The 14,796-nt window shown below is 74.6% G+C and carries 11 protein-coding genes and 1 pseudogene; 8 read left to right on the forward strand and 4 right to left on the reverse strand.

From position 1 onward, the window contains the following. Positions 1–23: 23 nt before the first annotated feature. From VGP36_16370 to VGP36_16390, 5 genes are read left to right on the forward strand one after another with little or no spacing between them, the layout of a single operon-like run. Positions 24–3,857, forward strand: a complete 3,834-nt coding sequence (locus VGP36_16370) for a multifunctional oxoglutarate decarboxylase/oxoglutarate dehydrogenase thiamine pyrophosphate-binding subunit/dihydrolipoyllysine-residue succinyltransferase subunit (GenBank protein ID HEV7656291.1) — start codon at positions 24–26, stop codon at positions 3,855–3,857. A 6-nt stretch (positions 3,858–3,863) separates the two neighbouring features. Further along, on the forward strand, positions 3,864–4,043 hold the full coding sequence (locus VGP36_16375) for a DUF6104 family protein (GenBank protein ID HEV7656292.1): 180 nt from the start codon (positions 3,864–3,866) through the stop codon (positions 4,041–4,043). 6 nt (positions 4,044–4,049) lie between these two features. After that, a complete protein-coding gene (locus VGP36_16380; GenBank protein HEV7656293.1) occupies positions 4,050–7,019 on the forward strand; it encodes a BTAD domain-containing putative transcriptional regulator in 2,970 nt (989 codons plus the stop codon). Positions 7,020–7,061: 42 nt separating this feature from the next. Continuing rightward, positions 7,062–7,805, forward strand: a complete 744-nt coding sequence (locus VGP36_16385; GenBank protein ID HEV7656294.1) for an AAA family ATPase — start codon at positions 7,062–7,064, stop codon at positions 7,803–7,805. A gap of 17 nt (positions 7,806–7,822) precedes the next feature. Then, the gene (locus VGP36_16390) at positions 7,823–8,920 is read left to right on the forward strand and encodes an aromatic acid exporter family protein (GenBank protein ID HEV7656295.1); all 1,098 of its coding nucleotides are present in this window, start codon (positions 7,823–7,825) and stop codon (positions 8,918–8,920) included. Here VGP36_16390 and VGP36_16395 read toward each other — a convergent pair. The 3 genes from VGP36_16395 to VGP36_16405 form a co-directional block, all read right to left on the reverse strand. Continuing rightward, positions 8,917–9,705, reverse strand: coding sequence for a rhomboid family intramembrane serine protease (locus VGP36_16395; GenBank protein ID HEV7656296.1), 789 nt, complete (start codon positions 9,703–9,705; stop codon positions 8,917–8,919). The two genes, VGP36_16390 and VGP36_16395, sit on opposite strands and share 4 nt — an antisense overlap. Positions 9,706–9,878: 173 nt before the next feature. Next, positions 9,879–10,454, reverse strand: a complete 576-nt coding sequence (locus VGP36_16400) for a hypothetical protein (protein HEV7656297.1) — start codon at positions 10,452–10,454, stop codon at positions 9,879–9,881. 235 nt (positions 10,455–10,689) lie between these two features. Then, positions 10,690–11,874: an NADP-dependent malic enzyme gene (locus VGP36_16405; protein ID HEV7656298.1), complete on the reverse strand. Its 1,185-nt coding sequence runs from the start codon at positions 11,872–11,874 to the stop codon at positions 10,690–10,692. A gap of 120 nt (positions 11,875–11,994) precedes the next feature. Here VGP36_16405 and rfbC point away from each other — a divergent pair, with 120 nt between their 5' ends. From rfbC to VGP36_16420, 3 genes and pseudogenes are all read left to right on the forward strand, one after another. Continuing rightward, a complete protein-coding gene (rfbC, locus tag VGP36_16410; protein HEV7656299.1) occupies positions 11,995–12,597 on the forward strand; it encodes a dTDP-4-dehydrorhamnose 3,5-epimerase in 603 nt (200 codons plus the stop codon). 114 nt (positions 12,598–12,711) lie between these two features. Further along, positions 12,712–13,287, forward strand: coding sequence for a winged helix-turn-helix domain-containing protein (locus VGP36_16415; protein ID HEV7656300.1), 576 nt, complete (start codon positions 12,712–12,714; stop codon positions 13,285–13,287). Next, positions 13,287–14,450 (forward strand): annotated as a pseudogene (locus VGP36_16420) (MFS transporter). The gene VGP36_16415 and the pseudogene VGP36_16420 overlap by 1 nt, the downstream one beginning before the upstream one ends. Here the strand turns inward: VGP36_16420 and VGP36_16425 are convergent. Then, on the reverse strand, positions 14,451–14,714 hold the full coding sequence (locus VGP36_16425; GenBank protein ID HEV7656301.1) for a S26 family signal peptidase: 264 nt from the start codon (positions 14,712–14,714) through the stop codon (positions 14,451–14,453). Positions 14,715–14,796 lie beyond the last annotated feature (82 nt).

A 14,796-nucleotide genomic window follows, 5' to 3' on the forward strand; every position in this document is an offset into this window, starting at 1 on the left:
CGAACGACTGGCTCGTGGAAGAGATGTACGAGCGTTTCCTGGACGATCCGGGCAGCGTCGACACGGCCTGGCATGAGTTCTTCGCCGATTACTCACCGGACAGACCCGCCGGGCGTACGGCGCCCGCGGCGAGTGATGTCGGCGCCGCGGCGCCGACCCCGGCGCCGGCCGCCGACAGCGCCGCGAGCGCGACCGCCGCGCCGCCGAAGACGTCTCCGAACGGGACCGCACCGACGAGCGCGACGCCCGCGGCGACCTCCGCCGGAACGTCCGGCGCGAGCCCGAGCGCGAAGTCCGACGCGATGTCCACCGGCGATCCCGCCGGGACCTCCGGCGCCTCCGCCGGGACCTCCGGCGCGACCTCCGGCGGGACGCCGGGTGCGAAGCCCGCGCCGGGTGCGGACCGGGCCGCCGCCCAGCAGAGCAGCCCCGACCCCGCCGCCGACAAGCCGGCCGCGGCGAAGCCCGCGGACAAGCCCGCCGCCGGCACGGCCCAGTCCGGCCCGAGCGGCAAGGCTCCGCAGCAGCAGAGCGCCCAGCCCCTGCGCGGCGCCGCGGCCCGAGTGGTCGCGAACATGGAGTCCAGCCTGACCGTGCCGACCGCGACCAGCGTCCGCGCGGTCCCGGCCAAGCTGCTCATCGACAACCGCATCGTCATCAACAACCACCTCCGCCGGGCCCGCGGCGGCAAGGTCAGCTTCACCCACCTCATCGGCTACGCGATGGTCAAGGCCCTGCGCAGCCACCCGGAGATGAACAACTCCTTCGGCGAGGTGGACGGCCGCCCGGCCCTGGTCACCCCCGAGCACGTGAACCTCGGGCTGGCCATCGACCTGCAGGCCAAGAACGGCAGTCGCTCGCTGGTCGTCGCCGCCCTCAAGGGCTCCGACGGGATGGACTTCGCGAAGTTCCTGGCCGCGTACGAGGACATCATCCGGCGGGCCCGGCAGGGCAAGCTGACCGCCGACGACTTCGCCGGCACCACGATCAGCCTGACCAACCCGGGCACGATCGGCACCGAGCACTCGGTCCCCCGGCTGATGCAGGGCCAGGGCACGATCATCGGCGTCGGCGCGATGGAGTATCCGGCGGCATTCTCCGGGATGAGCGAGGAGGCGCTGGCACAGAATGCGGTCAGCCGCACGGTCACGCTCACCTCGACCTACGACCACCGCATCATCCAGGGCGCGCAGTCCGGCGAGTTCCTCAAGCGGATGCACGAGCTGCTGCTCGGCGGCGACGAGTTCTACGACGAGATCTTCAACTCGCTGCGCATCCCGTACGAGCCGGTGCGCTGGGTCCAGGACCAGACGTTCAGCCACGAGGGCCAGATCGACAAGGCCGCGCGGGTGATCGAGCTGATCAACGCGTACCGGACCAACGGCCACCTGATGGCCGACACGGACCCGCTCGAGTTCAAGATCCGCAGTCACCCCGACCTGGACGTGATCCGGCACGGGCTGACGCTCTGGGACCTGGACCGGGTCTTCCCGGTCGGCGGGTTCGCGGGCGAGCGCACGATGGCGCTGCGGGACATCCTCGGCGTGCTGCGCGACGCGTACTGCCGCCGGGTCGGCGTCGAGTACATGCACATCACCGACCCCGAGGAGCGCCGCTGGCTGCAGCAGCGCATCGAGGTCAAGCACGACCAGGTCGACCGCGAGGAGCAGAAGCACGTGCTGGGCCGGCTCAACGCGGCCGAGGCGTTCGAGACGTTCCTGCAGACCAAGTACGTCGGCCAGCGCCGGTTCTCACTCGAGGGCGCCGAGTCGGTCATCCCGCTGCTGGACGCGGTGCTGACCGAGGCCGCCAACGAGGCGCTGGACGAGGTCGTCATCGGCATGCCGCACCGCGGCCGGCTCAACGTGCTGGCCAACATCGTCGGCAAGTCGTACGGGAAGATCTTCGCCGAGTTCGAGGGCAACATCGACCCGAGGTCGAGCCACGGCTCCGGCGACGTGAAATACCACCTCGGCTCGGCCGGCGTGTTCAAGTCCCGGATGGGCTCCACGGTGAAGGTGTCGCTGACCGCGAACCCGTCCCACCTGGAGGCGGTCAACCCGGTCGTCGAGGGCATCGTGCGGGCCAAGCAGGACCTGATCGACAAGGGCGAGGCCGGCTTCACCGTGCTGCCGGTGCTCATGCACGGCGACGCCGCGTTCGCCGGCCAGGGCGTGATCGCCGAGACGCTCAACCTCTCCCAGCTGCGCGGCTACCGCACCGGGGGCACCGTGCACCTGGTCGTGAACAACCAGGTCGGCTTCACCACCTCGCCGGCCGCGGCCCGCTCCAGCATCTACTCCACCGACGTGGCCCGGATGATCCAGGCCCCGATCTTCCACGTGAACGGCGACGACCCCGAGGCGTGCGTACGGGTGGCCAAGCTGGCCGTCGACTACCGCCGGGAGTTCAAGAAGGACGTCGTCATCGACATGGTCTGCTACCGGCGGCGGGGCCACAACGAGACCGACAACCCCTCGTTCACCCAGCCGCTGATGTACGACATCATCGACAAGAAGCGCTCGGTCCGGAAGCTCTACACCGAGGCGCTCATCGGCCGTGGGGACATCACCCTGGAGGAGGCCGAGGAGGCCCTGCGCGACTTCCAGGACCAGCTGGAGCGCGTGTTCGTGGAGACCCGGGACGCCTCCGGGCAGGCCAAGCCGGCACCGGACATGACCCCGCCGCCGCCGAAGCAGGTGGACACCTCGATCACCCCCGAGACGATGAAGCGGATCGGCGACGCGTTCGTCTCGCTGCCGGACGGCTTCGAGGTCCACCCGCGGCTGAAGCCGCAGCTGGACCGGCGCGGCGCGATGGCGATCGAGGGCCACGTCGACTGGTCCTTCGGCGAGCTGCTCGCGTTCGGCGCGACCGTGCTGGACGGGGTACCGGTCCGGCTGGCCGGGCAGGACAGCCGCCGCGGCACGTTCTCGCAGCGGCACTCGGTGCTCATCGACCGCAACACCGGCGAGGAGCACACCCCGCTGAAGTACCTGGACCCCGGCCAGGCCCAGTTCTGGGTCTACGACTCGCTGCTGTCGGAGTTCGCCGCCGTCGGCTTCGAGTACGGCTACTCCGTGGCCAACCCCGAGGCGCTGGTCTGCTGGGAGGCCCAGTTCGGCGACTTCATCGACGGCGCCCAGACGATCACGGACGAGTTCATCTCCTCCGGCGAGGCGAAGTGGGGCCAGCGGTCCCGGGTCGCCCTGCTGCTGCCGCACGGCTACGAGGGCCAGGGCCCGGACCACTCCTCCGCCCGCATCGAGCGCTTCCTGCAGATGTGCGCCGAGGACAACATCACGGTGGCCAACTGCTCCACGCCGGCGAACTACTTCCACCTGCTGCGCCGGCAGGCACTGGCCGCGGTCCGGCCGCTGGTCGTGTTCACCCCGAAGTCGCTGCTGCGGCTGCGGGCGGCGACCTCGGCGGTGGAGGACTTCACCACCGGCCGGTTCGCCCCGGTGCTGGCCGACCCGAGCAAGCCCTCGGCGTCCGAGGTGACGAAGGTGCTGGTCTGCTCGGGCAAGGTCTACTACGACCTGGAGTCCTACCGGCAGCAGAACGAGGTCCGGGACACCGCGATCCTCCGGCTGGAGCAGCTGCACCCGTTCCCGGGCGAGTCGCTGTCCGAGGCGCTCGCGGCGTACCCGTCCGCGGAGGTGCGGTGGGTGCAGGAGGAGCCGGAGAACATGGGCGCCTGGACGTACGTGGCCTTCCGGCTGCCGGCCCTGCTCGGCTCCCGGCCGCAGCTCACGGTCCGGGCCCGGCCGGCCTCGGCCTCGCCGGCCGCCGGGTCGAGCAAGACGCACGAGGCCCAGCAGCGCGGCATCGTCGAGTCGGCGTTCGCGGACTGAGGGCCCATGTACGCGACCGATCGCGGCATCGAGGAGCTGGCCGACCGGCGGGGTGACCAGGAGGTCACCCTCGCCTGGCTGGCCGCGAAGCTGCAGGCGTTCGTCGACCTCAACCCGGACTTCGAGGTCCCGGTCGAGCGGCTGGCCACCTGGCTGGCCCGCGACGACTCCGACGACGACCTCTAGCTGTCCGTGGCTCGTTCGGAACCACCGCCGGTCCGGCTCGGTGTGCTCGGCCCGATCGAGCTGACCGCGCGGGGACGGGTGCTGCCGGTGGGCGGCCGGCTGGCCGAGGCGCTGCTCGCGCTGCTGGCCACCGGGCCGCTGCCGGTGGACCGGCTGATCGCCGACCTCTGGCCCGGCGATCCCCCGGCCTCGGCCCGCACCCAGGTGCACGGGCTCGTGCACGGGATCCGGCGGGCGCTGGACGAGGCCGGCGGTCCCGGCCGGGAGGTGCTGGTGACCTCTCCGGCCGGGTACCGGCTCGAACTCCCGGACGGCGGCCTGGACGCGGAGCTGTTCCGCACCGGCGCCGCCCGCGGCCGGCAGGCGCTGCGCGACGGCGACGCCGTCAGGGCCGCGACCGAGCTGCGCGCGGCGCTGGACCGCTGGCGGGGCCCCGCCTTCGACGGCCTCGACCTGCCCCGGCTGCGGGCGCACGCCGCCGCGCTGGCCGAGCTGCGCGGCGGCGTCCTGCTGGACTGGGCCGACGCGGCGCTGCGGGCGGGCCGGCCCGAGGAGGTCGCGTACGAGCTGGGTCCGGTGCTGGCCGAGCAGCCGTACCTGGACGGGGTCCGGGAGCGGTTCATGCTGGCGCTGGCCCGGACGGGGCGGACCGCCGACGCGCTGGCGACGTACCGGGAGGGCTGGCGGCGGTCGGTCGACGAGCTCGGCGTCGAGCCCGCCGCCCGGCTGCGCGAGCTGCACGAGCGGCTGCTGGCCGGCGACGCCGGCGACATCCTCACGCCCGCGCGCGGCCGCGCGGCCGCCCCGCGCCAGCTCCCGGCCGCGCCGAACGACTTCAGCGGCCGGGACACCGAGCGCGCCGCGCTGACGGCGGCGTTGACCGGAGCCGGGCCGGCCGTCGTCGTGGTCGGCGGGATGGGCGGGGTCGGCAAGACCGCGCTGGTGGCCGCCGTCGGCGCCGCGCTGCGCGACCGGTTCCCGGACGGGCAGCTGTTCGTCTCGCTGCGCGGGACGCTGGACCGGCCGGTGAGCCCGGCCGCCGCGGTCCGGCGCTGCCTGGAGTCGCTCGGCGTGCTGCCCGCCGCCGTACCGCCCGACCTGGACTCGCGGGCGGCCCGGCTGCGGGACCTGCTCGCCGACCGCCGGGTGCTGCTGGTCGCCGACGACGCCGCCGGCGAGGCGCAGCTGCGCCCGCTGCTGCCGACCGGCCCCGGTACGGCCCTGGTCGCGACGAGCCGGCAGCAACTGGCGGGACTGCCGGCGACCGCCCGGATCGGCCTGGCCCCGTTCGACCCGGGCGAGGCGCTGGAGCTGCTGTCCGCGGTGGTCGGCCCGCAGCGGGTGGCGGCCGAGCGCGCGGCGGCCGAGCGGCTGGCCGGCTACTGCGACGGGTTGCCGCTGGCGGTGCGGATCGTGGCCGCCCGGCTGGCCCGTACGCCCGACGGCACGGTGGCCGAGCTCGCCGACCGGCTCGCCGTCGACGGGCAGCGGCTGGACTGGCTGCAGCTCGGCGACCTGGGCGTTCGGGCCAGCCTGTCGGCCGGGCTGGTCGCGCTGCCGGCCGAATGCCGGCTGCTGCTGTCCCGGCTGGCCGCGCTGCGCCCGCCCGAGGTCTCCGGCTGGGTCGCCGCCGCGCTGCTCGACGCCGACCCGGGCCGGGCCGAGCGGGCGCTGGAGGCGCTGCTGGACGCCCACCTGGTCACCCCGGCCGGCCGCGGCGTCACCGGCCCCCGGTACGTCCTGCACGACCTGATCCGCCTCGTGGTCCGGGACCCGGACGACGCCGGCAGCCCGGCCGCGCTGGGCCGGGCGCTGGCCGGCTGGAGCGCGCTGGCCGGCGTGGCCGCGACCGCCACCCACGGGTCGTCGGCCGCCCACCTCGACCCCGAGCCGGCGGACCCCTGGACCCCGCCCGAACCGGTCCGCGCGCTGGTCGCGGCCGCACCCCGCCGCTGGTTCGACGAGGAGACCCCGGCGCTGGTCGAAGTGGCCGGCCAGGCCGCCGACCTGGGGTCGGCCGCGGTCGCCTGGACGCTGGCCCAGCGGCTGACCGGGCACCTGCAGGTGCGCTGCCGGCTGGCGGAGTGGGAGAGCGTGCTCGCCGACGCGCGGCGAGCGGCCGAGGCGGCCGGCGACCGGGCCGGGCTGGCCTGCGTGCTCCGGTTCACCGCCGACGCCCGCTCGGTGCCCGGCGACTTCGACGGCGGCCTGGCGGCGGCCCTGCGCGCCCGCGAGCTGTACGCCGAGCTCGGCGACCACCGCGGCGGCGCGCTGTGCACCACCCGGGCCGGCTTCTGCCTGCGGATGACCGGCCGGACCGCCGAGGGCGCCGCGCTGATCGAGGACGCCCTGCAGCTGGCGGCGGTCGGCGGCACCCCCGACGCCGAGGGGTACGTGCTGCACGCGCTCTCGCTGCTGCAGCTCGACCGGGGCGACACGACCGCCGGCCGCCGGTCGCTGGAGCGGTCGGTCGAGCTGGCCGGCCGGCACGGCCGGGCCCACGACCGGTGCGACCGGCTCATCACGCTCGGCATCGTGCTGGTCCGCGGCGGCCTGCTCGACGATGCCGACCGGGTGCTGCGGGAGGCCGGGGCCGCGGGCGCCGGGCTGGAGGACGACTGCCTGGCCAGCCACGCCGAGCTCACCCGGGCCGAGGTGCTGCTGCGGCTGGGGCGGCCCGCCGAGGCCGAGCCGCTGGCCCGGCGGTCCGCGGAGACCGAGTCGCGGGTCCAGGACCTGCCCGTCGAGGCCGACGCCCGGCGGCTGCTCGGCGAGATCCTGCTCGACCTGGGCCGGCCGGCCGAGGCCGTACCGGAGCTGACCGCCTCGGCCGGTACGGCCGACCGGATCGGCCGGGCGCAGCAGGCCGGCCTGGCGCTGCGGCTGTTGCTCGACTGCGCCCTCGACCTGCGGGACGAGGCACTGGCGGCCGACTGCCGGCGCCGCCTGGAGACGGCCGCGGTCGCGGCGACCTAGCCGCGACCAGGCCCGCGCCCGCCGCACCGGTACGGTGGCCGGATGCTGCCGCTGACCCGGGTGGCGGTCCAGCCGGGCCACGAGTACGACCCGGCCGCCTGGTACTGGTCGATCCCGGCCGTCGCCCAGCTCCGCGCCGAGGGTCTCGACCTCGACTCGGGCGTCACGGTGCTCGTGGGCGAGAACGGGTCCGGGAAGTCGACGCTGGTCGAGGCGCTGGCGGCCGCCTGGCGCCGGCGGCTGACCCGGGCCGAGGTGAAGCACTGGGGTCCGGTCTGGACGCCGGAGGACGCCGGCCGCCCCGGCTACACCGACCTGTTCCGGCACCTCGCGCTGGACACCGAGCGGCCGCCGCCGCAGGGCGGCTGCTTCCTGCGGGCGGAGGCGATGCACGCGGTCTTCGACACCCTCGACACCGACGCGTTCGAGCTGCGCGCGTTCGACGGCGCCGGCCTGCACTCCCGCTCGCACGGTGAGGGGTTCCTGGCCTTCCTGGAGTCGCGGCGGACCGAGCGCGGGCTCTACCTGCTGGACGAGCCGGAGGCGGCGCTGTCGTTCCGGTCCTGCCTGGCCCTGCTCGTCCTGCTGGCCGACGCGGTCGCGGCCGGCTCCCAGGTGATCATGGCGACACATTCCCCGCTGCTGGCCGCCGCCCCCGGGGCGAGCGTGCTGGAGCTGACCGAGGACGGACTCACCCGCCGGGACTGGGCCGAGCTGGACCTGGTCCGGGACTGGCGCGAGTTCCTCGACGCGCCCGAACGCTGGCTGCGCCACCTGACGAGCTGACGGGGCACGATGCGCTCGTGGAGATCGTGCTGAGAGACGGCTGGCGGCGGCTGCGCCGCCTGGGCCTGCGGCGGTGGCTGGTGCTGGAGCAGGACACGCTGCGGCAGATCGCCAAGACCGCGCTGGCGGCGACGGTGTCCTGGGAGCTCGCGGTCCGGGTGCTGCACAGCCCGCTGCCGGCGCTGGCCGCGCTCGGCGCGATCCTGACCGTGCAGGTCACGGTCAAGCAGACGGTCACCTTCGGCATCCAGCAGGTGGTCGGCGTGACCGTCGGCGTCGGCGGCGCGTTCCTGCTGGTCGGCGCGCTGGGCGTGCACCTGTGGACGGTCGCCCTGTTGATCCTGCTCGCGCTCGTCGTCGGCAACCTGCTGCGGCTGGGCCGGCAGGTCAACCAGGTCGCGATGTCCGCGGTGCTGGTGCTCGCCCTCGGCGCCGGCTACGGCAGCGTCCGGATCGTCGACACCCTGCTCGGCGCGGTCGTCGGCGTGCTGGTGAACATGCTCGTCGTCCCGCCGACGCACGTGCAGGCCGCGGCCGGTGCGATCACCCGGGCCGCGGAGGACCTCGGCCTGCTGCTCACGGACATCGGCACGGGCCTGCGTACGGGCTGGGACCACCGGACCGCGCAGGACTGGCTGCGCCGGGCCCGCGAGCTGGACGCAGCCCGGGCCCGGGCCGGCGAGGCGGTCCGGCGCGGCGACGAGAGCCTGCGCTACAACCCGCTGGCCCGCGACGAGGCCGAGTCGGTGGCCCGGCTGACCGAGGCGCACACCGCGCTGGAGCACGTGGCCACCCAGATCCGTGGCACCGCCCGGGCGCTGGCCGACCTGCGCGACGACCCCGAGGTCGCGCCGGTGGTGGCCGCGCTGGCCGACCCGCTGGAGCAGGCCGGGGCGGCGGTGGGCGCGTTCGGCCGGCTGCAGGTCGGCGGCGACCGGACGGAGCTGCAGCGGGCCCACGCCGCCGCCCAGGCCGGCCTGCGCGCGGTCTCGGACGCGCTGGAGACGATGCCGTCCGAGCAGGACCCGCGCACGCTGGTCTCGCTCTACGTCGACGCCGGCCGGCTCCTGCACGAGATCGACCCGGTCGCCGGCGCCCACACGGGCGCGGTCTAGTACGCCCAGTTCGCCTGTGGTGGGGGCGGCGGCGGTCGCAGCCGCTTCCCGAGCGCGAGCACCACGCCGACCCCGAGCGCGAACCCGACCACGTGCACCAGGTACGCCACCGCTCCCCCGCCGCCCACGCCGACCCCGTACGCGTAGACAGCCTGCAGGACGAAGTAGAAGCCGAGCACGACCCAGGCCGGCAGTCGCAGCGGGAAGAAGAACAGGAAGCTGACCAGCGAGAGCACCTTGGCCCGCGGGAACAGCAGCAGGTACGCGCCGAGCACCCCGGAGATCGCGCCGGACGCGCCGACCAGCGGCTCGGTCGCGTCCGGTCGGGTGAACGCGTACGCATAGGTCGAGAGGATGCCGACGGCCAGGTAGAACAGCAGGAACCGCAGCCGCCCGAACCGGTCCTCGACGTTGTTGCCGAAGACCCAGAGGAACAGCATGTTGCCGAGCAGGTGTCCCCAGCCGCCGTGCACGAAGATCGCGGTGATCGAGGACAGCCAGGGCCGCTTGTCGTAGCTCGGCGTCTCCTGGAAGCACTGCCCGGCCCCGGCCGCCTGCCCGTACGTGTAGCCCAGCGGCCGGTTGTGGGTCAGCTCGACCGGCACCGCGCCCCACTCCAGGAAGTACGCCTGCTGCCGGCACAGCTGCGCCGTCGACGCCTGCCCGAAGATCGGGCCGCGCACCACCGGCGACAACAGGAACGCGAGCACGGTCACCGCGATCAGGGCCCAGGTGACGTACGGACGCCGCCGGGTGGGGTTCGAGTCATAGACCGGGATGACCACCCGGACAGACTAGGGCGCGGCTCATGACCGGCGGTGGATGCGGACGGCGGTCAGGCGGCGTCCGGCAAGGCGGCGGAGTCGGCCGATACCGGGGTTGTATCGGTCGGCTTCTCCGACGCGGCCGGTCGTCGTCTGACCGCCGTCCGCGCCGCCAGTCGGTCATGAGCCGCGCCCTAGGAGAGGGTGGTGATCCCGTCCTCCGGCTCGAGCCGGACGCGCCGGATCTGCATGGCCACCCGGATCCGGTCGACCTCGTCGTCGTCGAGGTGGCGGACCAGGTCCCGCAGCGTCACCGGGTCGGACATGGCCCGGGTGACCTCGCCCGGGGTGTCGAACGCCATCTCGTACGCGCTCTGCACCAGGAGCCGCTGGTCGGGCGGCCAGGCCCTGGACTCGTCCAGCAGCGTCTTCCAGTCGATCACCCGGTTCGGGAAGTCGACGAACGGCGCCGTCCGGTCCCGTACGGACGGGGCGCCGAGCAGGACGACCGCCACCGCCCAGGGCCGGTCCCGCCAGAGCCAGGACGGCAGCTCCTCCCAGGACCGGGCCCGGCGCTCGCGGCCCTCGGCGGACCGGTCGTGCGCGCTCCCGGTCACCGGCACGGCGCGGGCCGCGACCCGGCGGTCGGCGTGCATCCGGGCCCGGTGCTTCCCGGCCCGCATCACGCCGTACCAGAGCGCGACCATCAGCGCGCCGTACAGCGCCCCGGCCCCGACGACCGTGCAGATCGTGCGCAGCACTCCGAGCACGTGGCGCCTCCCCGTTCGGCGGCACTCAGGCGCACGGGAACACGGGCACCGAACGCCGCCACCATCACTGTACGTTCATCGTTCGCAACGAGACAGCGAACGGTTCAGTTACGGGGCGGCCCAGACTGGCCCGAACGGCTCAACACAGGTGGCCCGGTCGGTCCCCGGCCAGCGGTACCGATCGGGCCCTCGCGGGCGGAAACGGCCCAGGTCACCTGCCGCGGGGACGCGCGGCTCAGACCTGCGCGACGCCGTCCTGACGGGCGGCGGCGGCGACGGCGGCCGCCACAGCGGGCGCGACCCTCCGGTCGAACGGGCCGGGCACGATCAGGTCCGGCCGGAGCTCGTCCGCGACCACGGCCGCGAGCGCCTCGGCGGCGGCCAGCTTCATCGCCTCGGTGATCTCCGTCGCCCGGGCGTCGAAGGCTCCGGCGAACACACCCGGGAAGGCCAGCACGTTGTTGATCTGGTTCGGGAAGTCGCTGCGGCCGGTGGCGACCACGGCCGCGTACTTGGCCGCGATCTCGGGGTGGATCTCCGGGTCCGGGTTGGCCAGCGCGAACACGATCGAGCCCGGCGCCATCGAGGCCACCGCCTCCTCCGGGACGGTTCCGCCGGACAGCCCGAGGAAGACGTCCGCCCCGACCAGCGCCTCCACCAGCGAGCCGGTGTGGCCGGCCCGGTCGGTGATCTCCGCCAGCGCGGCCTTGACCGGGGTCAGGTCGGTCCGCCCGGCGTGCACGATGCCGCGGGAGTCCGCCACCGCGATGTCCCCGATCCCGGCGGCGAGCAGGATCTTGGTGCAGGCGACCCCGGCCGCCCCGGCGCCCGAGACGACCACCCGCAGCTGGCCGAGCTCGCGCCCGGTCAGCCGGGCCGCGTTGCGCAGCGCCGCCAGCACCACGATCGCGGTGCCGTGCTGGTCGTCGTGGAAGACCGGGATGTCCAGCCGCTCCCGCAGCCGGTCCTCGATCTCGAAGCAGCGCGGCGCGCTGATGTCCTCCAGGTTGATCCCGCCGAAGGACGGCGCCAGCCGGGCCACCGTGTCGACGATCTCGTCGACGTCGGTGGTGTCCAGCGCGATCGGCACCGCGTCCAGCCCGCCGAACTCCTTGAACAGGCAGACCTTGCCCTCCATCACCGGCAGCGAGGCCCTGGGGCCGATGTCGCCCAGCCCCAGCACCGCGGTGCCGTCGGTGACGACCGCCACCAGCCGGCTGGTCCAGGTGAAGCGGGCGGCCAGCGCCGGCTCCTGCGCGATCGCCATGCAGACCCGGGCCACCCCGGGCGTGTACGCCAGCGACAGGTCGGCGGTGTCGCGCAACGGCGCCCGGCTGCGCACCGCCAGCTTCCCGCCCTCGTGCAGCGCGAAGACCGGATCGGAGAAAGGGTCCTCGGCAGAGGACACGGCGTCGCTCACGGCTCGTCCAATCGTGGAGTTCGGAGAGGTACGCGCCGGGGATCACCCGAAGCTCGACGTACGAGGAAGGTGCTCGAAGTGTCGCATGGACCGGTTTGGCACCGCTGTTAGGTTGCCCACGTGAAGGTGCGCGAACTGAGCATCCCGGACGCCTACGAGATCAGCACGGACGTCTTCCCGGACGAGCGCGGGCTGTTCGTCAACCCGTTCCGCGGGGACGTGCTCGCCGACGCGATCGGCCACCCGGTGCAGGTCGTGCAGACCAACCACAGCGCCTCGAAGCGGGGCGTCGTGCGCGGTGTGCACTTCTCGCTGCTGCCCCCCGGCCAGGCCAAGTACGTCTACGTGCCGCGCGGCGCCGCGCTCGACATCGTGATCGACATCCGGATCGGCTCACCGACGTACGGGCAGCATGACGTGGTCCGGCTCGACGACCGCGACTTCCGCGCGATCTACCTCTCCGAGGGGCTCGGGCACTGCGCGGTCGCGCTCGAGGACGACACGGTGCTGTCCTATCTCTGCTCCACCGGCTACGACCCCGGCCGGGAGAAGGGCATCAGCCCGGTCGACCCGGCCCTGGCGCTGCCGATCCCGGACGACCTGGAGGTGCTGCTCTCGGCCAAGGACACCGCGGCCCCGACGCTGGCCGAGGCCGCGGACCAGGGCCTGCTGCCGACGTACGACGAGTGCCGCGCGTTCTACGCCTCCCTCCGGCAGGTCTGAACTCCGGCCGGTCCGAACTCCGGCCGGTCCGAACTCCGCCAGGTCCGAAAGAACCCCTTCACATCCGTCTCTGACCGTGGTCAGATGTGAAAGGACTCTTTCAGGAGGTGGCTCATGGCCCGGCCCGAGAACCGGCGCGAGGTCCGCGACGTCCGGATGCTGTCCGCGCTCGCCCACCCGGTCCGGACCGCGCTGCTGTCGCACCTGATGGCGGTCGGACCGCGGACCGCGAGCGAGTGCGCGGAGGCGGTCGGCGCCTCCCCCTCCAACTGCAGCTGGCACCTGCGGCAGCTGGAGAAGTTCGGCTTCGTCGAGCGGGCCGAGGACGCGGCCGACGGGCGCGAGCGGCCCTGGCGGGCGGCCGCCACCGGCTTCGACTTCTCCCAGATCGCGGCCGAGCCGGCCGCCCGCGGCGCCCTGCAGACCTTCGCGGCGATCCGCCTGGACGAGGAGAACCGGCTGGCCCGGGCCTACCTGCGGGGCGAGGACGACCTGCCCGAGGAGTGGCGCCGCAGCGCCGACCTGAGCACGTACGGGCTGCTGCTGACGCCGGCCGAGCTGCTCGAGCTGAGCGCCCGGCTGGACGCGGCGATCCGGCCGTACCTCGCCGCGACCCGGGACGACGCGCCCGCCGGGGCCCGGCCGGTGCACCTGTTCCTGTCCGCGTTCCTGCGGCCGGACGCGTCGTGATGCTGGTCCGCCGCCGGCCGGCGTTCGCCCGGCTCTGGAGCGCCGGCGCGGTCTCCGAGACCGGCGACTGGCTGCTGCTGATCGCGCTGCCCGTGTACGTCCTGCAGCTGACCGGCTCGGCCCTCACCACCTCGACGGTGTTCCTGCTGGAGCTGGCCGGGGCGGTGGTGGCCGCGCCGCTGGCCGGGGTGCTGGCCGACCGCTGGGACCGGCGCCGGCTGCTCATCGCGGCCGGGCTGACGCAGGGCGTCCTGCTGCTGCCGCTGCTCGCGGTCGACGGCCGCGGCACGCTCTGGATCGTCTACCTGGTGACCGCGGCCCAGGCCGTGCTGTCCACCGTCAACGACCCGGTCCGGCAGGCGCTGATGCCGGCCACGGTCGAGCCGGACGAGCTGACCGCGGCCGCGGCCCAGCTCGGGGTGGCCGCGAACGTGGCCCGGCTGGCCGGCGGCGCCCTCGGCGGCGTCCTGCTCCAGGCGTACGGGCTGGGCGGGGTGGTGATCGCCGACGCGGTCACCTTCGCGCTGGCGGCGGCCCTGCTCGTCGGCTGGACGCCGGCGCCGGTCCCACGGGCGGCGCCGGCCGGCGCGGCGACCGAGCTGCTGGCCGGGCTGGCGGTCATCCGGTCCGACCGGCGGCTGGTCGGCGCGGTGCTGGTCGCGGTGCTCATCGACCTGGCCCAGGGCATGTTCGTGGTGCTGTTCGTGGTCTTCGTGCTGCGCCGGCTCGGCGGCGGCGGGGCCGAGGTCGGGCTGCTGCGGGGCGTGCAGGCGATCGGCGGCATCGCCGGCGGGATGGTGCTCGGCGCGCTCGCCCGCCGGGTCTCGCCCCGGGCGCTGGTCACCGGCGGCTGCCTCGGCTTCTCCCTGGTCTGCCTGGCGATCTGGAACGGCCCGGCGCTGACCACCGCACCGCCGTACTACGTCGCGTTGTTCGTGGTGGTCGGGCTGCCGATCTCGGCCGGCCTGGCCGGCCTGACCACGGTGGCGCTGGGCAGCACCCCGGACGCGTACCGGGGCCGGGTGCTCGGGCTGGTGCTGGCCGTCGGCGCCGCGGCCCAGGCGGCCGGGACGCTGCTGGCCGGGCTGCTGGCCGACCCGGTCGGGCTGCTGCCGCTGCTGGACGCGCACGCCGCGCTGGGGGCCGTGGCCGCGCTCGTCGCGCTAGTGCTGCTGAAGCCGGCGCAGCGGCCAGTACCGCAGCACGACCCGGGCCAGGACGGTGCCGGGGCCGTACGCGCGGCTGTCGTCGGTGACGAACGGGTTGTCGCCCTCCAGCCACCAGCCCGCGCCCTCGCGGCGGATCGCGCGCTTGACCACGAGCAGGTCCGGACCGGCCGGGAAGCGGGCGATGACGAGGTCGCCGGGCCGCACGGATCCGCCCGGCCGGACGAGGAGTGCGTCCCCATTTCGCAGGGTAGGCACCATCGACGGGCCGACCACGCGGACCCTCCGGACGGGCCAGCGGGGTAGGGTCGGCACGGCACGATCATGACAGCGATTCGGAGGT

The sequence above is a fragment of the Mycobacteriales bacterium genome, assembly GCA_035995165.1.
In the GTDB taxonomy this organism is placed as follows: Bacteria; Actinomycetota; Actinomycetes; order Mycobacteriales; family CADCTP01; genus CADCTP01.